Below are 24,506 nucleotides of genomic sequence, written 5' to 3'. Positions count from 1 at the left end.
CATCGCCTCACTTCTTGCCCTTGCGCGCTCGCTTGTCTGAGTTTTCGAACGCTTCCTCCAACGCATGGTTGATCGTGCGCAAGACCTTGACCCGCGCCCAGCGCTTGTCATTGGCTTCGATCAATGTCCAGGGCGAGATCTCGGTGCTGGTGCGGTCGACCATGTCGCCGACAGCCGCGCGGTAGTCATCCCATTTGTCGCGATTGCGCCAGTCATCCTCGGTGATCTTGAAGCGTTTGAAGGGGATTTCTTCGCGTTCCTGGAAGCGCTCCAATTGCGTCTGCTTATCGATGGCCAGCCAGAACTTGACCACGATCACCCCGGCGTCGGTGACCTGTTCTTCGAAATCGTTGATTTCACTGTAGGCGCGCAACCAGTCCGCCGGACTGCAAAAGCCTTCGACCCGCTCAACCAGCACCCGGCCATACCAGGAGCGATCAAACACGGTGAATTTGCCCCGCGCCGGAATATGCCGCCAGAAACGCCAGAGATAAGGCTGCGCCCGCTCCTCTTCGGTCGGTGCGGCAATTGGCACGATGTTGTACTGACGCGGGTCCAGTGCCGCGGCCACCCGGCGAATCGCCCCGCCCTTGCCCGCCGCATCATTGCCTTCGAACACCGCCACCAGTGCATGGCGCCGCATGCGCTTGTCACGCATCAATCCTGAGAAGCGCGCCTGTTCGGCGATCAACTGCTCTTCATAGTCGTCCTTGGACAGACGCAGGGTCAGGTCGAGACTATCAAGCAGGTTCACTTGATCAACGCTGGGAAACACCGGCGCGGCGCTGACTTTTTCCGGGTGGATTTTCGGCCGTTTCAGCGCGGCTTGCAGGCCTTCGAGCAGAATCTTGCCGACCACCAGGCTGCGATAGTTCGCATCCACCCCGGCGATGACATGCCAGGGCGCATAATCACGGCTGGTGCGACGCAGAACCCGTTCGCCGAATTTGACGAACCTGTCGTAGGTTTCGGACTGCTGCCAGTCCAGCGGACTGATGCGCCAGCTGTGCAACGGATCATCGGCCAGCGCCTTGAGGCGTGCTTTCATTTGCTTCTTGGACAGGTGGAACCAGAACTTGAAGATCAGCGCGCCTTCATCGCACAGCATTTTTTCCAGCCGTTCGGCACCGTTGATGCCTTGGTCCAGCCGGGGATCCTTGATCACGCCATGGACCCGGGCCTGCAGGATCTGGCTGTACCAATTGCCGAAAAAAATCCCCATGCGCCCCTTGGCCGGCAGCATCCGCCAATAGCGCCAGGCCGGTGGCCGCGCCAGTTCTTCGTCGGTTTGCTGGTCGAAGGTGCGGACCTCGATCAGTCGCGGGTCCATCCATTCATTAAGCAACTTGACCGTCTCGCCCTTGCCGGCACCTTCGATGCCGTTGATCAGGATGATCACCGGGAAGCGCTTTTGTTGCTGAAGTTCGAACTGCGCTTCGAGCAGGGCTTCGCGCAGAGCCGGCACTTCGGCTTCGTAGGTTTCTTTGTCGATGGTGTGATCGATTTCGGCGGATTCGAACATGGGGGGCTCCCTTCCAGATCTGAGCAAGACTAGCGGATTGACCTCTGCTGTGTGGGGGAAATCCAAACATGAGGAGGATATAAATCCTGTGGCGAGGGAGCTTGCTCCCGTTGGGCGGCGAATCCGTCCCGATGTCGATAAACTCACCTCCCATTGGGTAAGCGATCAGTCGGTTTGCGGCTGCTTCGCACCCATCACACACCTAAGGTGTCCTTTACCATGGATCAAGTACCTTGCCCGCGATCGGCTAGAATGGCCGCCTTGCCGTTGCCGAGCCTGCCATGAAACCTGTAATGCCCCACGCCCAGCTCGACTGGGACGACCAAGGTCGCCCCTATTCGCGAGTGTTCGATGATGTGTATTTCTCCGATCAATCGGGGCTGGACGAAACCCGCTACGTGTTCATCGAACAGAACCGTTTGGCCGAGCGCGTTGCGGCATTACCGGATGGCGGTCGGCTGGTCATCGGCGAGACCGGTTTCGGCACCGGGCTGAATTTCCTGTGCGCCTGGCAGGTGTTCGAACAACATGTGACGACCGATGCGCGACTGCATTTTGTCAGCGTCGAAAAGTACCCGTTGAGCCCTGCCGACCTGCAGCGTGCCCTGGCGCTGTGGCCGGAACTCAAGGTGTTTGCCGATCAATTGCTCGCACAGTATGTGGCGATTCATCAGGGCTTTCAGCGCCTGACACTGGCCAATGGTCGGGTGACGCTGACCTTGCTGATTGGCGATGCCCTGGAACAGTTGCCGCAACTGGACGCGCAAATTGACGCCTGGTTTCTGGACGGTTTCGCCCCGGCGAAGAACCCCGACATGTGGACCGCCGAACTGTTTGCCGAGCTGGCACGGCTGTCAGCGCCGGATGCGACGATCAGCACCTTCACCAGTACTGGTTGGGTACGACGTCTGCTCAATGCAGCAGGCTTCAAGATGAAGCGCACACCCGGCATCGGCCACAAATGGGAAATCCTGCGGGGTGCCTTCCTGGGGTGGCCTGACGATGTCGCGATGCCCGCCATGGCCAAACCATGGTTTACGCGTCCGACGCCACTGACCGGCGAACGTCGTGCACTGGTGATCGGTGCCGGCCTGGCCGGCTGCGCGACGGCGGCCAGCCTTGCGGCGCGGGGCTGGCAGGTCAGCTTGCTGGAACGTCACGATGCACCGGCGCGCGAAGCGTCGGGCAATCCTCAGGGCGTGCTTTACCTCAAGCTGTCGGCCCATGGCACGGCGTTGTCGCAACTGATTGTCAGTGGATTCGGGTATACCCGGCGCTTGCTCGAACATTTGCAGCGCGGCGTGGACTGGGACGATTGCGGGGTCCTGCAGCTGGCGTTCAATGCCAAGGAAACCGAACGTCAGGCGCAACTGGCGGCGGCGTTTCCCGAAGACTTGCTGCACACACTCGATCAAGCGCAGGCCGAGGCTCGCGCCGGTATCGCGCTGCCGGCGGGCGGCCTGTTTTACCCCGAAGGTGGATGGGTGCATCCGCCTGCCCTGTGCCAATGGCAGGCAACGCAATCGAACATTCAGGTCCTGACGCATCACGATGTGTTGGAGCTGCGTTCCGTGGACGGACGGTGGCAAGCGTGGGATAGCGACAGGTTACTGGCCGATGCGCCCGTGGTGGTATTGGCCGGTGCCGCCGAGATCAAGCGCTTTTCGTACAGCAGCGAGCTGCCGCTCAAGCGCATTCGCGGACAGATCACGCGCTTGCCCCAGACTGTTGAGAGCCAAAGCCTGAGCACCGTGGTCTGCGCCGAAGGTTATGTCGCGCCAGCCCGATTGGGTGAACATACCCTGGGCGCCAGCTTCGATTTCAACAATGAGGACCTGACACCGACAGCGGCCGAGCATGCCGGCAATCTGCAGATGCTCGAAGAAATTTCACTGGATCTGGTCGCCCGGCTCGGCGCGAACACCCTGCAACCTGAAGCACTCGACGGGCGCGCCGCATTTCGTTGCACCAGTCCGGATTATCTGCCGATCGTCGGCCCGCTCGCTGACGCGCAGGCTTTCGCCCTCGCCTACAGCGCCTTGAGCAAGGATGCCCGGCAAATACCGGACGTTCCCTGCCCCTGGCTGGATGGCTTGTACGTCAACAGCGGCCACGGTTCGCGAGGACTGATCACCGCGCCGCTGTCAGGCGAATTGCTCGCTGCCTGGCTGGATAACGAACCGCTGCCATTGCCCAGGGCCGTGGCCGAGGCGTGTCATCCGAACCGATTCGCCTTGCGCCGCTTGATTCGAGGCAAGGCATGAGGTGTTTAATCCAGGGCGAAGCAAGTCTTTGACTCGTCAGCCTTCATGGCCACCTCGGTCAGACGCTTCAACAAATCGGTCTCGACCTCATTTTGTTCAGCTGCAATGCGGTTCACTTCGCCGAGGTAGTCCGCGCCAAACGTCGGATCGTTTTCAGCCGCTTTCTCCATCCGCACGTGAAAAGGTGCGGTCAGGTCGCGGAACCGTTTACCATGATGCAGGCGCAGAAAATCGCTCCAAAACGTGCGCCCACTGATGTAAGTCGATAGTTCAGATGAGATTTCCGCAGTGAGGACCTTGCTGTAGGCAGTATCCAGGTTGGCCTGTGTTACGCCACTGAGCGTTGCATAGCGCATGTGCCGCGGCTGACCGACCAGTTCGAGCCTGTCGGCCAGGCCGGTACGATAGGCCAGCTCCACTTCCACCGGATCAAGCGTGGTATCGGCCTGGACATGTTCGCGAGCGATGCTGGCGAGGTAATCCAGACGGAACAGGCGTCGCCCAAGACTCAACAAGCGAGCGGCCTGATCGTGGGCATTAGCGGACAGCCGAACCACCTTGTCGATATCCACGGCGACCTCAAGGTTACTGAAAATCATGGCCGCTGAATCCGCGCAATTGGCTTTCACCGCCATGGACAGCAATTGGGCACGTAACGCCGAGTCGGTTTGAGTCGCCTCAATGACACTCCAGACTCGGCGGGTCATGTCTTCGTGCACGAAGCGGCTATCGGCCGAGCTTCCAACTTCCGACAGCAATTCAAAAAATCCAGTCGAATCGGGTTCGTTTTTCAGCGCCAGCCATGCACGATTACGACTGGCATAGGTTTCTTCAACCGTTTTCGGCATCCACAGGTCTCGAGCCCTCAGCTCACTGAGCACCTCGGCTCTATCGTCCAGAAGCCCCATTCCAATGCCCGTATTGTCACGGTAGCTTTTCAGCTTCGTACGGCTCGCCTCGGAAATGGGATTAAAGCGCAGGTTGATTGCCTGGGTGAACCGCTGAGGTGCCTTGAACAGCCAATCTGGCAATTCCCGAATCTGGTTGCCTCGCAGGTCCACCATGTTCAGATACGGTGGGCGGGCAAGGCCAATAGGCATTTCCGTGGCGTGGGTATTGCCCAGGAACAGAGATTGCAAATCCAGCATTTTGCTGACATCAATCGTGGCGCCCAGATGATTGCCGCTTAGCCCCAATGTACGCAAATTGCGCATGTCGGCCAGCTTGCGCAACGTATGTTGGTCCAGCTTTATCTGGTTACCGTCCAGGCTCAGGTGTTGGAGGTCGGGCATGTGCGACAACATTTCCGGCAATCGTGTGAGCTTGTTGCGGTCCAGTTCCAGAGTGACAAGCCCTTTGAACGGTTTGAGGAAGTACGCCAGCTCATCGCCGGCCTGCATGTCCTTGATGGCAAGGCTGCGAACATGAGCGACATCCTGCTCGGTCAGCGTCGGTAACGGGCCTACCGGGTTGCGCTCAAGTACGAGCGTTGTAGAAGGCTGATCAGGGCGCGTTACCCGGCGCCAGCAGTTTTCGATGGCATGAGCCACCTGTCGACGGCTGACACGTATATCGTCGAGTTGCCCCGGCAGCTTCTTCATCTGCACGTCATCGTCACGCCAAGCGCGCAGCACCCCGAGTAGTTTTTTCAGTTGCTGCTGCAATTCCCTGACTCGCTTCTCCCGCTCCATTTGGGTAGCGCCAGCGTTGTCGAGAAACGACGAAACCTGGGCTTGCGTAAACAGCGGAAAGAGTTTTCTGACCTTGCGAACCAAGCCCCTTGCATAAGTACTCGCCGCGGGAGGGCTAGCCTGTATACAGGCAGAAAGATGTTTCGGTGTTTCACTGCGTTCGTCCCGTAGTACCCGCCTGGTATGCGCAGGATCGCCGGTGGCAGCTCTGGACAGGCGTGATCGAAGGGCCGGGACATCCAGCGTATCGTTGCCAGTGAAACCCATGCGAGTGCGTTGAGTAGCGGGCAATGCATCCAGTATCGCCTGAAGCAGCGTGTCGCTCTGCAGTGTGGAGGACACAGGGCCATTGGTTTGGGTGACTTGATAGCCGGCGGATGTCTTGACGATCACCTCGCGCGACTGAGCATCTGCTTCGCCCACGCTGTCCAGCAATGTGCCGGTGACTGATTCTTGTCGAACTTCAAGTCGGAAGCCGTCATCCCAGCCTTGCACCCGATCCATCAAGCCGAGCGCCAGTTTGTCGGTATCGGCATTGGCCAGCTGCGGGACGTGCAAGCCCGTGAGTGCGCGGTCCTGCCGCAACGTCGTCTGCGCCTCATTGATCTGTTGGGCGAGATCCATCCCGGGAATCTTGCGGTCATACAGAAAACTGCGATCCCTGGCAGAGGCACTGTCCAGCAACTCCTGGCGCACGCGGACGGGAAGGTCCGCGGCGTGTTCGCCCAGTTTCGCAACGTCACCGGTCGCGGTGGCGCTGGCGTCCCAGGTTTCATAGAGCCAGTCAAACAGTGGCCGGCGATCGCTCTCGAGGCTTGCCCCGATCTTCTTCGCCATCCGTTGCGCTTTCGATTCGGTCGTCACGCCGATGATGCCCTCGACTTCTGTCGGATAGAGGCCACTGATAACGGTGTCAAGCAACTCCCCCGAATCCAGATCTGTTTGATGAACCTGCACGCTGTTGGCCGCTTCCATGTGTGGGACGGTCCTGGGGAAGCGAGAAACGACCAAGTCGTTCTCGTCGAGCACTTCAATGAAGCGCGCCTTCGGCCATCCCTGCAATCTGGGCAGTGTATGCAGCTGCTCCTGAACAAATTCCGTATTCGCGGTCTCTGCGCGTTTCATCGCCTCGATCATCCCGGTGATGCGCCGGTCGATTTTGAAGCGCTCGGCACAGTCATTGATTCGCTGAGGTAACTTGAGATGACTTTCATGCCGCTGGTGCAACTTGTCCGGCGTCATGTCGGTGATGTCGGCAATCGCTTGCAGGTCAGTATCAAGTTCGCTCAGGCGTTGATCAGTACGCCCCAGCGCATAAGCACCGTCGCGCCACTCGTGCGCATGCTCATAGACATGCCGCCAGCCACCGTCCACGTTTCGCTCGACGGCAGGGTGGAATGCGTCGGTGCGCACAGGATGATTGATGGTCCACCCCGTTCCCGCCGTGTTGCGAGAGACCTGATAGGGCGCTCCATCCATGACGATCGAGGTCTTTCCGGCGTGCCGGTAGAGTCCTTGGGAATCAGGTTGCACGTCTGCTGGCAGGGTCCGGGTCTGCTTATAGGGTTCAAGGTCGGGCTTCCATAGTCTTGCTTTGCCATCAATGTTGGTTACAGCCTCGAAACCATCGAAGAATGCCGGCAACTCTTTCACGGCTTTACTGACGGCTGTCGTGACAACTTTGCCGACCGCGGCAAACGCCGCCAGCTGCGCGATGTTTTCCACAACGTTGAGCAAATGGGACAAAGCCTCGGTCCGTTCACCGTGCGTCCAGTCCACCACGCCTTCATACACCTCGCCGACGATGTCGACGACAGCCGTCGCCAACATCAATTGGCCAATCACCGGTACGAAAAAAGCGGCGGCGTTCAGCAGCACGAGGCCGCCATCCAGCAGCATCTGAATGGTTTTTTTCCGTTGTTGTTCGTCGACGTCTTCGGTCGGTACGGCAAGGATTCGCGCGTCCTCTTGAGTCTTTTTGACGAATGCACGGAATAGAAAATCGCCAAGGCTGGTGTCGGTAGCCGTAGCGGTAAGCGTACCCAAGACCTTGTCTTTATCGAATGAAGTGAAGAACCCGGTTTTATCGTGACCGTGCAGGTACTGCTCGGCGAAGTATTTTCTGTAGCTTTTGCTTTGCAAATGGAGGGTCAGGTAGGCCTTGAAATCATCCAGCGAGGCGTACTCGTATAGCGGTCGTCGGGGCTCGTTCGGCATGTAAACCACACACCTGGCCTTGGGTTCGGTATCGATGGAGACCTTGGTAAATACCAGCACTCCACAGATGCAGGTGTCATGAATCATCAACCCTTGCCAAAGTACCGGCCCGCCATCGAAGACTGCACCTTTGGTTCGAGTGGCGGGGACTTCCTGTTCGATCACCTTCAGCAGCATGGTGTAAGCGGCTTGAGTGATGTCCTTCTTCAGGTAGGCCACGTGGAGGGCGACTTGCAGGTCCAGTACCTTCATTCGCCGGATATCGGCGGCAGAGGCCCGATCATCGACAGGCGCACCCTCGATGGGTTTGGCCGGCAATGCCAGAGCCTCGCCAATATGCTGCTGATAGCGGGCACCCAGATCGAGTTCACGACAGAGCGTTGCGAATTTTTCGGGGGTTATTTCAGATTCAGATTGTTTTTTTGCATTGATCCGAATCACTGAGCCCGCCGCCATTGCGCCGATCTTCGCTTCCCCGGAGGTAAAGTTTTCCATGGCCGCGTGAAGCAGGCTGCGTGAATGGGTGTCTGCGTTACTCAAGTAACCGAGAGGGAACAGTCCTGTTGATGAATACTCTTTTGTGGGGATGTCCAGCTTATCCCGCTCAACGTCGAAATCGATCGTCCATTTGCCCTTGAGAAAACGGGTCAGTTGCTCTTTGCAGAACGCGTCCAGCGGCTTGAGTTTTTCGAGTGCCGTCGTGACCTTGGCTTGAGCCAGAAATGACGCCTCGAAAGCGGCTTTCAGAGCCTGTACCACGTTCAGATCGGCATTGGCCAACCATTCAGGAATAGACGCCTGCAGCACCTCGGCCTTGTCCAGATCGCCAGTGTGTTCCAACAATGCCTCGAGGCGTTGTGTCGAGGTCATGGATACAGCCGCGGGGGCGGCCTTGGGTAATTCAGGAGGCATGAGCAATATCCTTATTGCGTTATGAGGCTCCCAGTTTATGAAGCTCGACAGCCGATTAATAACTCGAATACCGGATCGAACCGGGGCGCGTCCCAGCAGCTACTCCAATGCATCACATCAATAATTACCACCACCGAAATCCGCACTTGTGCTCGCCAGCCATTCGGTCGACAACGCGGACTTATAACCGATCGATCTAAAACTCCCGCTACCGAGGCGGGTCAGTTTCTGAGTACCCGCCGTTTTGGCGCGGTATCGAGTGACCCTCCCCAACGGAAAAACCGGTAAGGAATTTATGTGCGGATTAGCTGGCGAGTTACGTTTTGACAATCAACCTGCAGACCTTGCAGCCATAGAACGCATCACCCATCACCTGGCACCACGTGGCCCCGACGCCTGGGGCTTTCACAGCCAGGGGCCGATTGCCCTGGGCCATCGACGCCTGAAAATCATGGACCTGTCGAACCGCTCGGCACAGCCGATGATCGACCATCAACTGGGCCTGTTCCTGGCCTTCAACGGCGCGATCTATAACTTCCCGGAACTGCGTGCCGAGCTGGAAAGCCTGGGGTATGCCTTCTATTCCGGTGGCGACACCGAAGTGTTGCTCAAGGGTTTTCACGCCTGGGGTGAAGCGCTGCTGCCGAAACTCAATGGTATGTTCGCGTTCGCCATTTGGGACCGCGATGCCAAACGCCTGTTCATCGCCCGCGACCGCCTGGGCGTCAAGCCGCTGTACCTGTCGCGCACCGGCCAGCGCCTGCGCTTCGCCTCGTCCCTGCCAGCGTTGCTCAAGGGCGGTGACATCAACCCGATCCTCGATCCGGTTGCGCTCAATCACTACCTGAACTTCCACGCCGTGGTCCCCGCCCCTCGCACCTTGCTGGCCGGCATTGAAAAACTGCCGCCTGCCACCTGGATGCGTATTGACGCCGATGGCACCACCGAGCAGAAAACCTGGTGGACCCTGCCTTACGGCCCCCGCGCCGATGAACTGAATCTGACCCTCGAAGACTGGCGCGACCGGGTGCTCGACAGTACCCGCGACGCCGTGGCGATCCGTCAGCGGGCGGCGGTGGATGTCGGTGTGCTGCTGTCCGGCGGTGTCGACTCGAGCATGCTCGTCGGCCTGTTGCGTGAAGTCGGCGTGGAAAACCTGTCGACCTTTTCCATCGGTTTCCAGGATGCCGGCGGCGAGCGCGGCGACGAGTTCCAGTATTCGGACCTGATCGCCAACCATTACGGCACGCAACACCATCAATTACGCATCGATGAAAAAGAGATCATCGAACAACTGCCCGCGGCGTTCCGCGCCATGAGTGAACCCATGGTCAGCCACGACTGCATCGCCTTTTACCTGCTGTCGCGGGAAGTGGCCAAGCACTGCAAAGTGGTGCAGAGCGGCCAGGGCGCCGACGAACTGTTCGCCGGCTACCACTGGTATCCACAGGTCGATGGTGCCGACGATCCGTACGCGGCTTATCGCGAGGCGTTTTTCGACCGCAGCTACGACGATTACGCAGCCACCGTACAACCGAAATGGCTCACCGCGAATGACGCCGCCGGTGACTTCGTCAAAGAACATTTCGCACAACCGGGTGCCGATGCCGCCGTGGACAAAGCCCTGCGCCTGGACAGCACAGTGATGCTGGTGGACGACCCGGTCAAACGTGTCGACAACATGACCATGGCCTGGAGCCTGGAGGCGCGCACGCCGTTTCTGGACTATCGCCTGGTGGAGTTGTCAGCCCGGGTGCCGGGCAAGTTCAAGCTACCCGATGGCGGCAAACAGGTACTCAAGGAAGCGGCGCGGCTGGTGATCCCGAGCGAGGTGATCGACCGCAAGAAAGGCTACTTCCCGGTGCCGGGCCTCAAGCATTTGCAGGGCGACACGTTGAACTGGGTGCGCGACTTGCTGCTCGATCCGAGCCAGGATCGCGGCCTGTTCAACCCGGCCATGCTCGACCGCCTGTTAACCGACCCGCAAGGCCAGTTGACCCCATTGCGCGGCTCCAAGCTGTGGCAACTGGCGGCGCTGAACCTGTGGCTCAGCGAACAAGGAATCTGATCGATGAAACCTCACGCTACGGCCATCAGCCAGCGGTTGTTGCGCGGTCAGGCGCCCTCTTACGAGCGCCTGCAGGCGCGCCTGGCCGAAGACGGCAGCACACTGGGCGCGGCACCGATCGCGGTGCATTGCGGCTGGGGCCGGTTGCTGATCGGCCATACCTTTGCCGATGCATCCAGCCTGGCCCACGAGTTGCTCAACGAGCAGCCCGGTGAACGCGACATCGCGCTCTATGTCGCCGCGCCCCAACAAGTGCTGGGGCTGGAGCCGACGCAGTTGTTCCTCGACCCGTCCGACACCTTGCGCCTGTGGTTCAGCGACTACCGTCAGGCCACCCGGGTGTTTCGCGGCTTTCGTATCCGTCGCGCGCAAAGCGACGCCGACTGGAACTCAATCAACCAGCTTTATCACGCACGCGACATGCTACCGATCGATGCCACCTTGCTGACCCCGCGCCATTTGGGTGGCCCGGTGTACTGGCTGGCCGAAGACGAGGACAGCGGCGCGGTGATCGGCAGTGTCATGGGCCTCAATCATCACAAGGCGTTCAACGACCCGGAAAACGGCAGCAGCCTGTGGTGCCTGGCGGTCGATCCGCACTGTTCGCGGCCGGGTGTCGGTGAGGTGCTGGTGCGACACTTGATCGAGCACTTCATGAGTCGCGGGCTGAGTTATCTCGATCTGTCGGTGCTGCATGACAACCGCCAGGCGAAAAGCCTTTACGCCAAGCTCGGTTTTCGCAACCTCTCGACTTTCGCCATCAAGCGCAAGAACGGCATCAATCAGCCGCTGTTTCTCGGCCCCGGTCCCGAAGCCGAGTTCAATCCTTATGCGCGGATCATCGTCGAGGAAGCGCACCGACGCGGTATCGACGTGCAAGTGGATGACGCCGATGCCGGGATGTTCACCCTCAGCCATGGCGGACGCCGGGTGCGTTGCCGCGAGTCCCTCAGCGACCTGACCAGTGCCATCAGCATGACGCTGTGCCAGGACAAGAGCCTGACCCACAAAGTACTCAAGGCAGCTGGCTTGAACCTGCCCGCGCAGCAACTGGCGGGCAACGCCGATGACAACCTGGCGTTTCTCGACGAGTACCACAGAGTAGTGGTCAAGCCGCTGGACGGTGAACAGGGGCAAGGCGTGGCCGTGGATTTGCAAACCATCGAAGACGTCCAGCAAGCCATCGAAGCTGCCCGCCGATTCGACAGTCGCGTGCTGTTGGAAAGCTTCCACGAAGGCCTCGACCTGCGGATTCTGGTGATCGGCTTCGAAGTGGTCGCCGCCGCGATTCGCCGCCCGGCCGAAGTGGTGGGTGACGGTCAGCATTCCATTGGCGCCCTGATCGAAGCCCAGAGTCGACGGCGACAGGCGGCCACGGGCGGTGAAAGCAAGATTCCGCTGGACCCGGAAACCGAGCGCACCTTGAAGGCCGCCGGCTACGACTACGGCAGCATTCTGCCGGCTGGCGAGCATCTGTTCGTGCGGCGCACGGCGAATTTGCACACCGGCGGGATTCTCGAGGACGTCACGGCGATCCTGCACCCGACCCTGGTGGATGCCGCGGTGCGAGCCGCGCGGGCATTGGACATTCCCATGGTCGGCCTCGACCTCATGGTGTGCGCCGCCGATCAACCGGAGTACGTGTTTATCGAAGCCAACGAACGCGCCGGGCTGGCCAATCATGAACCGCAGCCGACGGCTGAGCGGTTTGTGGATTTGTTGTTTCCGCACAGTCAGCCGGTTTCCTGACATTGATGTGTTGCCCGTGCCATTGCCTTCGCGAGCAGGCTCGCTCCCACAGTTAATCGCGTTCTCCTGTGGGAGCGGTCTGGCAGGCAACGAATTTCCTCCTCATCGAAACCATCGATGCCCTCAACCCATCAGGAGTTTCCATGACCATTAAATATCCCGAACCGGACCTGACCTACCTGCAAAAAGTCCTGCTGGAGATGCTCGCCATTCCCAGCCCCACCGGTTTCACCGACACCATCGTGCGCTATGTCGCCGAGCGACTTGAAGAGTTGGGCATTCCGTTCGAGATGACCCGTCGCGGTACCATCCGTGCCACCCTCAAGGGCAAAAAGAACAGCCCCGACCGCGCCGTGTCGGCTCACCTGGACACCATCGGCGCGGCCGTGCGTGCGGTAAAGGACAACGGCCGTCTGACCCTCGCACCGGTGGGTTGCTGGTCCAGTCGTTTTGCCGAAGGCAGCCGGGTGAGCCTGTTCACCGACAACGGTGTGATCCGTGGCAGCGTGTTGCCGCTGATGGCGTCCGGGCACGCCTTCAACACCGCCGTGGATGAAATGCCGATCAGTTGGGATCATGTCGAGTTGCGCCTGGACGCCTACTGCGCGACACGTGCCGATTGCGATTCACTGGGGATCAGCGTTGGCGACTTCGTCGCTTTCGACCCCTTGCCGGAGTTCACCGAAAGTGGCCACATCAGCGCCCGTCACCTGGACGACAAGGCGGGTGTCGCGGCGTTGCTGGCAGCATTGAAAGCCATCGTCGACAGCGGTGAACAATTGCTGATCGACTGTCACCCGCTGTTCACCATCACCGAGGAAACCGGGAGTGGCGCAGCGGCCGCGCTGCCATGGGACGTCAGCGAATTCGTCGGCATCGACATTGCGCCGGTCGCGCCCGGCCAGCATTCGAGCGAACATGCCGTGAGCATTGCGATGCAGGACTCCGGCGGGCCGTATGACTATCACTTGTCGCGGCATCTGCTGCGCCTGGCCAGCGACAACGAGTTGCCGGTGCGCCGCGACCTGTTCCGCTACTATTTCAGCGATGCCCACTCGGCGGTCACCGCCGGCCATGACATCCGCACCGCCCTGCTCGCCTTCGGCTGCGATGCGACCCACGGCTACGAACGCACCCACATCGACAGCCTCGCCGCCCTCAGCCGCCTGCTCGGTGCTTACATCCTGAGCCCGCCCGTATTCGCCAGCGACGCGCAACCGGCCACGGGGTCGCTGGACCGGTTCAGTCACCAGATTGAACACGATACTCAGATGGAGAGTGATACGCGGGTGCCGTCTGTGGATAGTCTGGTGGGGCAGCGGGCCGATAACTGACCAATATATGTATTGTCTGGTCCGGCCCCTTCGCGAGCAGGCTCGCTCCCACAGTGAACCGCGTACCTTGTGGGAGCGAGCCTGCTCGCGAAGGGGCCGGATCAAACAATGCAAACCCGTAGGCTAGCGGCGACCTCCCATTCGCCGTAGCATCGCGCCATTGCTTAGCCGAGGTGCCCCATGCTGATTCCCCACGACCAACTTGAAGTCGACACCCTGACCCGCCTGATCGAAGATTTCGTCACCCGTGACGGCACCGACAACGGCGATGACACGCCACTGGAAACCCGCGTCCTTCGCGTGCGCCAGGCGCTGACCAAAGGCCAGGCACTGATCGTCTTCGACCCGGAAAGCGAGCAATGCCAATTGATGCTCAAGCACGATGTGCCCAAACATCTATTCGACTGATTTTTTCTTGCGAGGCAGTTTGAGCCGGATCCGCTCGTAGATCTCGCAACGGTGCACGTTGATGTGCCGGGGAGCCTCGACGCCAAAACGCACATTGTTTCCGTTGACGGCAAGGACGCGTATGGAAATGGTGTCACCGATGGAAATCAATTCGCCCACAACGCGACTGAGTACAAGCATGGCCTTCCTCCTTCAAGGTTACCGGACCTTGAAGATGCCCGGCTCAGGGCGAGCCTTCAAGGCAACGGCGGTAATCCAGACCGAACTGACAGCCAACGGCAAACTCCCCTGACGGAAACGTCCGACGGGGCGTTTGAATGAAGGCGCAATCCGTCAGGAGGCGGAAAAGCGCGGACCGAACAGGATGACACTCGCCCCGATCACGCACAGCGCCACGCCGATCCAGTCCGAGCCCAACGGACGAATCCGCTCGACCACCGCCAGCCATCCAATCGAGGCAATGATGTAGATACCGCCGTAAGCGGCATAGGCGCGACCGGCGTAGGCCGCTTCAATGCGGGTCAGCAACAGCGCGAACAAGGTCAGGCTGAGCAATGCCGGGACCACCCACCAGACACTCTTGCCCTGACGCAGCCACATCCAGAAGGCGAAACAACCGGCGATCTCGAACAGCGCCGCCAGAAAAAACCACAGGTAATTGAGCATGCGCACGTCTCGCAAGGATGACCGATGGCGGCCACCCTAACGACGCTGTCGCTTGCGGGCAAGATCAGCCGGCGGTTTGTTTGGCCTTGGCGCGCATCTTGTCGGCCATCACGGTCATTTCGTTGTACAGCAGCTGCGGGTTTTTCTGTTTGAGTGCCCAAGCCATACGGCCCTGCTCATGAGGCAGGATCATGAACTCGCCGGCAGCGACCTGTCGGTAGATATAGTCGGCAATGTCGGCAGCGCTGATGGGCGAACTTTCCAGCAACTTGCCGACCTGGGCTTTCATGGCCGGGGTCGGGCCGCGGAATGAGTCCAGCAGGTTGGTCTGGAAGAACGACGGGCAGACCACATGCACACCGACTTCCTGATGCGCCAGTTCGATCAGCAGGCTTTCGGACAACGCCACCACGCCGGCCTTGGCCACGTTGTAGTTGCTCATGGCCGGGCCTTGCATCAAGGCCGCCATCGACGCGATGTTGATGATCTTGCCTTTGCTTTTTTCCAGCAGTGGCAGGAAGGCCTTGCAGCCTTTGACGACACCCATCAGGTTGATCGCGATCTGCCAGTCCCAGTCTTCCAGGGACAGTTCGCTGAAGAACCCGCCCGATGCCACGCCCGCATTGTTGACGATCACATCGATGCCGCCGAGTTTCACTTCGCAGGCCTGGGCAAAGGCTGTCAGCTGACTGTAATCGCGCACGTCGCAACGCTGGATAAAACCGTCGCCGCCGGCTTCACGTACCAACTTCAAAGTTTCCTGCAAACCAGGTTCGCTGACGTCGGACAAGGCCAATTGCCAGCCTTCACGCGCCCAGCGCAGCGCGATTTCGCGACCCAGGCCAGAGCCCGCACCAGTGATCATCATGCGACTTTGCATAGCAAACAGCCTTGTTGTTCCGGGGAAGATGCGTCGAGTGTAGCGAAGGATAATGTCCGACCCACGCTCCATCAGATTGCTGAATGGCCCGAGCAAACCCGGGAAGCGTCGCCGACAACTAATGTCACTGGAAAGGAAATAATCCCTTGTTCGAAAAACATTAAAAAAACTTGGAATTTTCTTCGATGCCCAACAGTCGGATTTTTTAAGCAGCTCGAATTAATCGCATTCCCGCTGACCACTAACGACTAGGTCATTCCTGAATTCTTACAGCAAGGAAATAGACATGGGCACAATTCTACTCATCATTCTGATCCTGTTACTGATCGGTGGTCTGCCGGTCTTCCCGCACTCCAGAAGTTGGGGTTATGGCCCGTCCGGTATCATCGGCGTAGTGTTGGTGGTGATACTGATCCTGTTGTTACTCGGCAAGATATGAACGTCTGAAAAACAAACAAAAACCCAAAAAAAACGATGCCAGTCAGTCAACCTGACTGGCATCGTTGTTTTAATTCAGACGTTAGTGAATATCCCGCTGACCGGGTCGATATTGCCGCCATACGGCACGGTGGTACCGGCGGCCTTGGCAACGGTTGCCCAGATCCGCTGCATGTCGACGAATTTCCTGCCGATGACCGGGTTCCCTGTGTGGTGCGTTTGATCGGCCTGTGACGTGATATTGAGATACCGTCCTGCACCGTCCCCGCTTTTCAATAGTCCGCATGCGCCCCCCATCATGACCAGCGGCATATCGATCGTGTGCTCGGGATCTCCGTCAGCCAATTCGCTGGTGAGGATGACGAGGATACATTCGAGCAGGCTGTGGCCGGGCATGTCCGGGTCCTCATGTCTGGCCAGCTCATCCATCAACAGTTTGACCTGCTTGACGTACCATTGCCGTGTTTCCCTCCAGAGTGTTTCACCCGCCCGACGGTGAGCACAATCGTGGGGGTTATTGGTAGGACTGACATCAAGGATATTGAGCGACTCCGCCGAGCGCCCGATCTGCATCGTGACGACGCGGGTAATCCCGCAACTCAAGGCGGTGGCCACCACTTTATTATGCTCGGCCTGAGTGCGGGTGCGGTGCAATGCCGAGCGAAAATCCAGCTGCTCGGGGTACACAGGCTCGCACCCCACGGGTGGCCGTGCATCTTCAAGGTCCTTGATGACCTGCTCCACCGAGTCCAGATGGGTATCAAGTTTTTGCCGCTGTCCGGGAGAGAGTTTGCTTCTGATTTCCTGGATATCCGCCAGGGAGGCCTCCAGCAACTTTCCGCCCCCAGGTTCCAGTGCGCGACGAGTTTGAGTGGGGGACTTGAACAACGATTCAGCCATCAGCTTAGGATCGTTGTAGGGTGAGCGCATCGCATTCCCCTGCCACGACACTAACCAACGCGTACCATCGGTCGCCGCGTGGGGGCCGGAAAACAGACTGCGATGCGACGGCTCATTGCCCGGTAGCACCTGCCCCAGCAAAACATCGATCGATGATTGACTCTGTGCGTTATCACGCAAAACCCAGTTCCAGCCGGCATGACCCTCGTTCCCCGGACCCAGAATAATCCCGCGCAGGTACAACGATTGGCTGCGATAAGCCTCCAGCTCTTTACTGACGTCCTTCAAGGTAAAAGCCGTGGTATCCATCCCCTGAGGCTCGGGATGCCACAATCCGCGTCCATCGCCAAATGGACCGCCTTGATAGGAGTCCGTTGCCAACCCGTCGGGTACCACCACAGTCAGGATCTTCAACTTGGGTTGCTGGGCTTGCCCCGCCAACGCCATGCGCGCCAACCCGAATTGGGTCAAGGGACCGTAGACACCTGCTGCAGCCAGGCCCGCGAGAAAACGCCGACGACTTTTCAAAATGTCCATGATCAATGCCTCTCGGTCTTGTAAATGAACGCGTTGGAAGTCCCCAGGGTTCGCAGCATCTCTGTCAGTGAGCCTGAGGTTTTCAAGCCATCGGCAATCGTCTTCACGGTACCCGAGGTCGATGCATCCGATTTGTTGCCGAACACGAACCGGAAATAACTCTCGGCCATGCAGAACTGGGATGCGGGATGCCGTGGAATAATGTTGGCGATACCGCGAACGTCATTGATGTGCTCGGTGCCCGTCGAACTCAAGAAGGGACCGGAGGCCTTGATCGGCAACATCTGTGGATATTGCTCATAGTTGTAGGCTTTTTCCTGGGTACGATAACGACCGGCCGCGTCGTAGTGTTCCATCGAGGCGCCGGTGTCATTCATGAATTGGTGACATTGCCAGCAGCGCCCGCCCGACGCTTGCTCACCGTTGATCAAATCCCAGCGCTCACGGGTGGTATAGGGCCGAGCCGGATAAGGAGGAGTTTCAGGACCGGGCTCCACCGGGGCGCCGAACTCACGGCAGAACATCTGCTCGCGAATCATGATCCCGCGCTTGACCAGTGAGGTGGCCTCGAAGTCCGACGTGGCCGCCTGAGTCTGCCCCAGGTGCAACAGCCCTCCGCGTTTTTCGTCCACCGCGACCTTTTGCATCGTGCTGCCCGTCACACCGCTGATGCCATAGTGCGCAGCCAGCGTTTGATTCAAATAGGTGTAACCGGGATTGAACAACTTACTCAGGGTGCCTGAACCCAGCATCATGTCTTTACTCAGCAGATACTGCTCCCGCGCCATGAGCTCAATCATTGGCTTGGTGAGTCCCGGTTTTTCCTGAACACCGCGAATGGTTTTGACGTAATAACTGATAAAGCGATTGAACTGCTCGATGCCGCGGTCCGTTTGCATCATTCGCTCAATCTCCGCGGAGATCTGTTGCGAGGTCTGCAATTCGTTGCGTTGCGCCTTGGCCATCAGTTCAGCATCCGGCGTCGTACCCTGGAGACCGTAAGCGAGCGCGGTCGCTCGCTCGAACGGCGTTAACTCGTAAACGTTACTTGCCAATGCTGTCGGGTTCCCCAGCTCCGAGCGATAGAGAAAATGCGGCGACATCAAGAACGCAGTAATCAGGGCGGGCGCCCCCTCCTCGTCGAGCAGTGTCTGGTAACGCAAACGCTCCGCGTCAGTCACGGGTCGACGGAACAGCTGATAGCCCAGGGAGGTCACCAGATCGGTCCCGGCCCGGGAGATGGCCAGTGCCTTAAACCGTGCTGGTGGAACCTCTTCGGCCACCGACAAGGCCACGTCGTACAATGCTTTGACGTCCTCTGCCTGTAGAACGCCCAAATCCGCTTCACCCGGGTATTTGAAGTCTTTTTCGGATTTGTCGGCCGGCAGCTTATCGGGATTGATGTCCACACCCAGGATGTCTCTGACGCTGGCGGTGTATTCACTCGGCGTCAGCAATCGCAATTGCCGTGCGCCATAGGACTCGCCCTGATCCAGGTAAGGTTTCCAGACCTTGTCGAACAAATGATCGCTGATCTGGGTCGCACAGGTTAAATCGCAATGCCCTGATACCGGCATGGTCTGGATGTGACTGACCAGCGCGTCCCGCCCCGCCACGCTCCAGAGCAAGGCCTTGCTCGCACTGTCGAAATACTCGACCGAGTGACATTTTGTACAGGCGCCCGCCAGGACCGACTCGCCGAGGTTCTCGACATGTTGGTAGGCCATGGCTGGAAGCTGCCGGTCCTCGCTGGACTCATCAATCACCACCCGCTCCAGCTCCGGTACAGGTTTCTCTTTTGAGTAAAACGGGTAGATGACCGTGTAGTTGCCATAGTCAAATTTCTGCAGGGTACTGCCGCCCCACGGAACGGATATGACCTTTGGTTCAGCGTTACTCTTCGCCGCGTTGACCAGGCTGATGCGCCATTGAGGATCGGAGACCGAAGCAGGTTTTGGGGGGGCCTTGATCGTCACCTCGACCTCAAGTTTGACCGGCCGCTCGCGGTAACTCAGGTTGATGGTCTGTTTCTGACTGGTTTCCGATAGCGTGACGGAGGTGTTGCGCACCACGGGAATGTAGTTTTCCACATCATTGAGTCGCAACTTATAATCGCCGTACGCAAGCCCATTGAGAACCAGCGCCGCCGCAGTGTCTCCCGGGAACCATGAAACCTGCACAAGCCGGCTATTGCCATCGGGGGCAATCAGGTAACCGCTGATCATCTTGTTTTCCAGGCCGGGTGGTGGAAGCATCGGGCGTATCGTCAATTGAGTCGGCGGCAGCCCCGTCGCGTCATACCGCACGCGATAAATTGCCCCTGCGACGTCGTCACTGATCAGCAGATTGCCATCGGCCAATTGAAGAAACTCGACGGGGCGGCCTATGCACGAGTTGTCCAGGCAATAGACATCAAAATTATTCGGATCCTGCACAAAGTCATTGATCAGCGGGATCTGGTTGACCACTCGTGAACCCTGAATGGTCAGCATCTGGATATCCATGCCCGGGCGGACGGTGGAGCCCGCACCGTGCATCGCGACCAGCAAACGCTGGGTACCGGGGGTGGTCGGATAACCGCTCCAGAACTTGACACCGAGCGGTGCAGTGTTGGTCCCCGATTCAAAAGCGGCTGCTACATAATCAACCGGATTGATTTGATCAAGCGGCTTGTCAGAAACAATGGCGCCAGGCACCAGCGGTGGCTGGATCACACCCGGATTCTGGTATTCCTCAGGGGTGAAACCAGGGATGCTCTTGCCAAACAGGTAAGGCACACCGAAATGCACCCCGCGACCACTGATTACGTTGACTTCATCAGGATTGGGGAAGCCCTGGCGATTGTTGTCGCTGAACCATATTTTGCCGTCGCTGGGATTCCAGTCGAAACCCACTGAATTGCGTACGCCCTTGGCCAGAATCTCGGACTCGCCGGTTTCCAGGGAGTAACGCAAGATCGTCCCGTAACGCTTGTCGGCGGGGATCATGCACAGGTTGCAGGGAATACCGACCGCCGTATAAAGCCCCTTGTCCGACGGATCGAGCGGATTGAAATACAAGGGGTGTTTCTGGTGCCAGATGCGAGTGTTCGAACCCGACGCCAAGGGGGGCAAGGGAAACACCTTGTCATCTGCCGGAAAGTTGAAAACCCGCTCGGGTTTCGGGTCCTTGTAATTGTCATCCGCGTCACGCAAGACATACAAACCACCGGTGGTCGAGTAATACAGATCGCCATCGCGATACGCCACGCCATGGGGTTCTTCCAGACCGCTGGCGATCACGTAAATCCCCGTCGGCTTGCCCGCTCCATCCAGTGGCAACGCGTAGATCATGTCGGCGATTTTTCCGTCATAGACGTATGATGGGATCGCGCTGGAACCGACATACAACACGTTCTTGCCCATGGCCATCTGCCGGGGCTGGATAAGTCCCTGGGCAAACAGCTCGATTTTTACCCCCGGCAAACCACTGAGCTTGTTCACGTCCACCGGCGGCCGATACTTCACCGTCACCGCTTGCTCTTCTCCCTGCGCCTCCTTGAACGAGACAATGCGCGGGGTGTTCAGCGGGATGTAGCCATCAGCGCTGTTCATCACCAGTTGGTAGTCGCAAGCTTTCAGATTATCGAGGTGGATCGTTTCGTTGGCCGTCGCGCTGATCGCAATCTCCTCGGCCTTGCAGCGCAAGGTACCGGTGACTATCTGATCGGCACGCGCAACACCGGGCACCGCCGGTTTCAGGCGTGCCTTGCCGCTGAGGGTGGCAAAACTCAAGGTCAGGCGATTGCCTTCGAAGCCGTCGCATTCACCGAGTTCTTTCCATGCATCCTTCCACGGACCGCCGGCAACCAATGGCTCATAGACCGGCAGCTTGCACCACTGCCAACTGCCGACGCCAAGTGGTGCCTCTTCATCTTTCCAGCATTCAAACTGCTGGCCGGCATGCTGAACCTGTTGCCCCTGCTCATAGAGCGCGCCCTTTTCATAATCGGGCGCGGTACAGGACTGAGGTGAGGGCGTTGGCTCTGAAGTTCTGGCGAACATCACCAGAGCGATCACAGCGGCGAGCGCCACCAGCCCCACGAGCCACAGCAAACGATTCACACCGACAGACTTAGTCATGAAGCAAGCCTCACTCGTCAGCCAAGTGTTTCAACCCGTCGGACAAATCTGCTGATTCAGCGTCCCGCGGTGAACCACCTGAACCGAAGTGGCCGGCCAGAAAGAGCCAATGCCAACTCCGATGTTTCTATTGGAATGTCTTCCAACGCGGTTCCACTGCATGACCAAGACATGGCCCGAAAGCCATAGAGACAGGAACAGATCGACACTCATCCTTGCCACACTGCCCGCTATCAACGTCGCTGTTGCAAACGTCGGCTCAGGCGGCGCAAGCACCTGTATAAAACGCCCATCCCCCAGGGCTGTCTACTGTCAAAGTTGACAGGTACAAGCCTTGATTTGCCAAACACCACGTCCCTCAAAGGCATAAAAAAATCCGATGCCCGGACAGGCATCGGATTCAGTTTTACTGCTTTTGACGGTCAGGCGCAGAGGCTTGACTGATCGGTAACAGCCCCCGAGGGGCCTGTCTCAGTCCGGCTTGCCATCGATGACACCGGCGGTATTATCGATCAGGCTTTTGGTCGCCGTCTGCAGGAACGCTTCCAGTCTGGTTTTCATCTCGGCGGTGCCCGGTGCATCCGGTACGACTTCGGCGTGCGGCTTGGCGCCCAGTTCGTAGCGATACATCTTCGGCGCCATGTCCTTGTCCCTTGGCAGCACCAGAATCTGGTCAACCGTCACGATGGCCGTGGTCTGCTCGCTGCCCGATGGCTTGATCACGCCAAAACCGGTATCGCCCTCAGGCAGGTTGAGCAGGTCGCGCCCCCAGCACTGATGGCGCACTTCCCCACCGATCCGGCCCATGATGGTCGGCACGATGTCGACTTGCGTGCCGACCGTGTGGTCAAGCTTGCCGAACTTTTCCTGGATGCCCGGTGCGATCATCAGCATCGGCACATTGAAACGGCCCAGGTCCATTTCGGTGATCTGACGCTCGTTGCCGAAACCGTGGTCGCCGACAACGACAAACAGGGTTTCCTTGAAGTACGGCTCCTTGCGAGCCTTCTCGAAGAACTGACCCAGCGCCCAATCCGCGTAGCGCATGGCGGTCAAATGTTCGTTCAGACTGCCGCGATCGGTTACACGCTCGACCGGCAATGGTGTCGGCAAGGCGTATGGGGTGTGGTTGGACAGGGTTTGCAGCAAGGCATAGAACGGTTTTTTGTCCTTGCCGTCGCGGGCCTTCAGTTCTTCCAGGCCACGGTCGAACATGTCCTGGTCGGACACGCCCCAGGTCGGGTCGGAGAACACCGGATTGACGAAGTCGTTACGCCCGATGAAGTTGGTCATGCCCTGGTTGCTGAAGAAACCCGACTGGTTATCCCAGGCGAAGTCGCCGTTGTAGACGTATACATCGTCGTAGTCACGGGCGCTGAGCAACTGCGGCAGGCCAGACAACTTGTGGCTGCCTTCCGGCGTCTGCATCAGGTATTCGAAACCCGGCAGGTTCGGGAAGCACGCCATGGTGGCGAACATGCCCTGGTGGGTGTGGGTACCGTTGGAGAAGAAGCGGTCGAACAGCAGGCCTTCCTGCGACAGCTTGTCGAGGTAGGGCGTGATGTTGCCCGGTGCGCCCAGTGCGCCCACCGAGTGACCGGCCATGCTTTCCATCAGGATCACGACAACGTTCTTGATCGGCAAGGTCTTGTCGGCCGGTGGCAGGTAGTCGCGACGCACCGCGGCGGTCTCGCCATCCACCAGTTTGTCGTCCTTCATCACCAGCATGTCGCGCACGGTCTGCTGTGCCATCGGTTGTGGCAACCTGGCTTTCCAGATGTTGTCGCGGTCTTCGGAGACCCGGCTCTTCGCCGCCTCCACAAGGGACAGCGTACCGTTGAGGCCCAGTTGGTTGGCGAAGTTGGAGTCGGTGGTGTAGACGTCCCCCCAACGCATCGGCGGGCCCTGGCGCAAGGTGCCACGGGCCGCGACCACGCAGATCAGCAGGCAAACCACGAACACCGTGATACGTGCGTACCAGGGCGCGACCTGGCGTGTGCTGATGCTGCCGCCACTGAACGGACCACGGGGACGGGTGGCGCGGTCGGCGCCCTTGAACGCCAGGCTGAGGATCCAGGTGCCTACGGCCCAGGCCAACAGGTAGCGAACCACCGGAAAACCGTACCAGAGCATGCTCATCACGGTTTTCGGGTCTTCCTTCACATACTGGAAGACCAGACCGTTGAGGCGCTGGTGGAATTCACGGTAGAAGTCCATCTCCATCAGGCCCAGGAACAGCGCGATGCTGGAGGCCACCGTCAGCCACAGACGGAAGAACCCGCGCGCCGCCATGGCCCGGGCACTGAACAGCGCCAGGATCAGCGGAATGCTGAGGTAGACCACCAGACGCAGGTCGAAACGCAGGCCGTTGGCGAACGCCTCGATAAAGGTCGAGGCTGGAGTATCGAGGATCATTTCACGGTTGTAGACCAGCAGCGCGAGGCGCAGTGCTGAAAACATCACCATCATGACCAGAGCGCACAACAGCGTGTAGGCCAGATGCGATTTGACGGTCGGTTGCAGCAGGCGACTCGAGGCTCGCTGCTGACTCAGGGCGTCCGGGATTGCCATGTCGTATTAGGACCCATTGGAAGTTGAAGTTTCAAAAAAACAGCTGCGCCCTGCCCTCTGTTGGCCAGTACTCGACCCCGGGGTTTGCGCGGTGCGCAAATGGTGCACGATCAACCGCGGCATTGCCATTGATTAGTGTCCGGCATGTCGGCGCGCGCGAATTGTCTTGGAGTGTTTGTGAAAATTTTGTGCAACGTATATTCGGAAACAAATTAAAGGCTGTGGTTG

The 24,506-nt window shown here is 58.9% G+C and carries 14 protein-coding genes; 6 read left to right on the top strand and 8 right to left on the bottom strand.

Features of this window, described 5'->3' with window-relative positions; translation table 11 throughout:
- Window positions 1-7: 7 nt before the first annotated feature.
- Complete coding sequence (gene pap / locus CKW21_RS24555; protein WP_095196472.1) at window positions 8-1,522, bottom strand: polyphosphate:AMP phosphotransferase; 1,515 nt, start codon at window positions 1,520-1,522, stop codon at window positions 8-10.
- 281 nt (window positions 1,523-1,803) lie between these two features.
- Here pap and mnmC point away from each other — a divergent pair, with 281 nt between their 5' ends.
- Window positions 1,804-3,786 (top strand): bifunctional tRNA (5-methylaminomethyl-2-thiouridine)(34)-methyltransferase MnmD/FAD-dependent 5-carboxymethylaminomethyl-2-thiouridine(34) oxidoreductase MnmC, encoded by a 1,983-nt coding sequence (gene mnmC, locus CKW21_RS24550; protein ID WP_095196471.1) that lies wholly within the window; start codon window positions 1,804-1,806, stop codon window positions 3,784-3,786.
- Between the two features lie 5 nt (window positions 3,787-3,791).
- On the opposite strand, the gene CKW21_RS24545 is transcribed toward mnmC, so the two are convergent.
- Complete coding sequence (locus CKW21_RS24545; protein WP_095196470.1) at window positions 3,792-8,606, bottom strand: NEL-type E3 ubiquitin ligase domain-containing protein; 4,815 nt, start codon at window positions 8,604-8,606, stop codon at window positions 3,792-3,794.
- A 295-nt stretch (window positions 8,607-8,901) separates the two neighbouring features.
- Between CKW21_RS24545 and CKW21_RS24540 the strand changes: the two genes are divergently transcribed.
- From CKW21_RS24540 to CKW21_RS24525, 4 genes are all read left to right on the top strand, one after another.
- Entirely contained in the window at window positions 8,902-10,674 is a 1,773-nt protein-coding gene (locus CKW21_RS24540; RefSeq protein ID WP_095196469.1) for an N-acetylglutaminylglutamine amidotransferase, read from the top strand.
- Window positions 10,675-10,677: 3 nt separating this feature from the next.
- Window positions 10,678-12,423, top strand: a complete 1,746-nt coding sequence (ngg, locus tag CKW21_RS24535; RefSeq protein ID WP_095196468.1) for an N-acetylglutaminylglutamine synthetase — start codon at window positions 10,678-10,680, stop codon at window positions 12,421-12,423.
- A 143-nt stretch (window positions 12,424-12,566) separates the two neighbouring features.
- The gene (locus tag CKW21_RS24530; protein WP_095196467.1) at window positions 12,567-13,757 is read left to right on the top strand and encodes an osmoprotectant NAGGN system M42 family peptidase; all 1,191 of its coding nucleotides are present in this window, start codon (window positions 12,567-12,569) and stop codon (window positions 13,755-13,757) included.
- A 180-nt stretch (window positions 13,758-13,937) separates the two neighbouring features.
- The gene (locus tag CKW21_RS24525) at window positions 13,938-14,165 is read left to right on the top strand and encodes a YheU family protein (RefSeq protein WP_003199186.1); all 228 of its coding nucleotides are present in this window, start codon (window positions 13,938-13,940) and stop codon (window positions 14,163-14,165) included.
- Here CKW21_RS24525 and csrA read toward each other — a convergent pair.
- From csrA to CKW21_RS24510, 3 genes are all read right to left on the bottom strand, one after another.
- A complete protein-coding gene (csrA, locus tag CKW21_RS24520) occupies window positions 14,154-14,345 on the bottom strand; it encodes a carbon storage regulator CsrA (protein WP_095196466.1) in 192 nt (63 codons plus the stop codon). The two genes, CKW21_RS24525 and csrA, sit on opposite strands and share 12 nt — an antisense overlap.
- Before the next feature lie 153 nt (window positions 14,346-14,498).
- Complete coding sequence (locus CKW21_RS24515; RefSeq protein ID WP_095196465.1) at window positions 14,499-14,831, bottom strand: YnfA family protein; 333 nt, start codon at window positions 14,829-14,831, stop codon at window positions 14,499-14,501.
- 64 nt (window positions 14,832-14,895) lie between these two features.
- Complete coding sequence (locus CKW21_RS24510; protein WP_095196464.1) at window positions 14,896-15,711, bottom strand: SDR family oxidoreductase; 816 nt, start codon at window positions 15,709-15,711, stop codon at window positions 14,896-14,898.
- A 280-nt stretch (window positions 15,712-15,991) separates the two neighbouring features.
- Here CKW21_RS24510 and CKW21_RS24505 point away from each other — a divergent pair, with 280 nt between their 5' ends.
- Entirely contained in the window at window positions 15,992-16,150 is a 159-nt protein-coding gene (locus CKW21_RS24505; protein ID WP_170948722.1) for a DUF3309 family protein, read from the top strand.
- A gap of 74 nt (window positions 16,151-16,224) precedes the next feature.
- Here CKW21_RS24505 and CKW21_RS24500 read toward each other — a convergent pair whose 3' ends face one another.
- The 3 genes from CKW21_RS24500 to CKW21_RS24490 all read right to left on the bottom strand — a co-directional run bounded on the left by CKW21_RS24500 (window position 16,225) and on the right by CKW21_RS24490 (window position 24,278).
- Window positions 16,225-17,586, bottom strand: coding sequence for a DUF1552 domain-containing protein (locus CKW21_RS24500; RefSeq protein ID WP_095196463.1), 1,362 nt, complete (start codon window positions 17,584-17,586; stop codon window positions 16,225-16,227).
- A 2-nt stretch (window positions 17,587-17,588) separates the two neighbouring features.
- Window positions 17,589-21,707, bottom strand: a complete 4,119-nt coding sequence (locus CKW21_RS24495; RefSeq protein ID WP_095196462.1) for a DUF1592 domain-containing protein — start codon at window positions 21,705-21,707, stop codon at window positions 17,589-17,591.
- Window positions 21,708-22,178: 471 nt separating this feature from the next.
- Entirely contained in the window at window positions 22,179-24,278 is a 2,100-nt protein-coding gene (locus tag CKW21_RS24490) for an LTA synthase family protein (protein ID WP_095196461.1), read from the bottom strand.
- Window positions 24,279-24,506: the final 228 nt, after the last annotated feature.

It is taken from the genome of Pseudomonas sp. Irchel 3A7, from assembly GCF_900187565.1.
Lineage (GTDB): Bacteria > Pseudomonadota > Gammaproteobacteria > Pseudomonadales > Pseudomonadaceae > Aquipseudomonas.
This window is presented reverse-complemented; position numbering and strand designations above follow the sequence as displayed.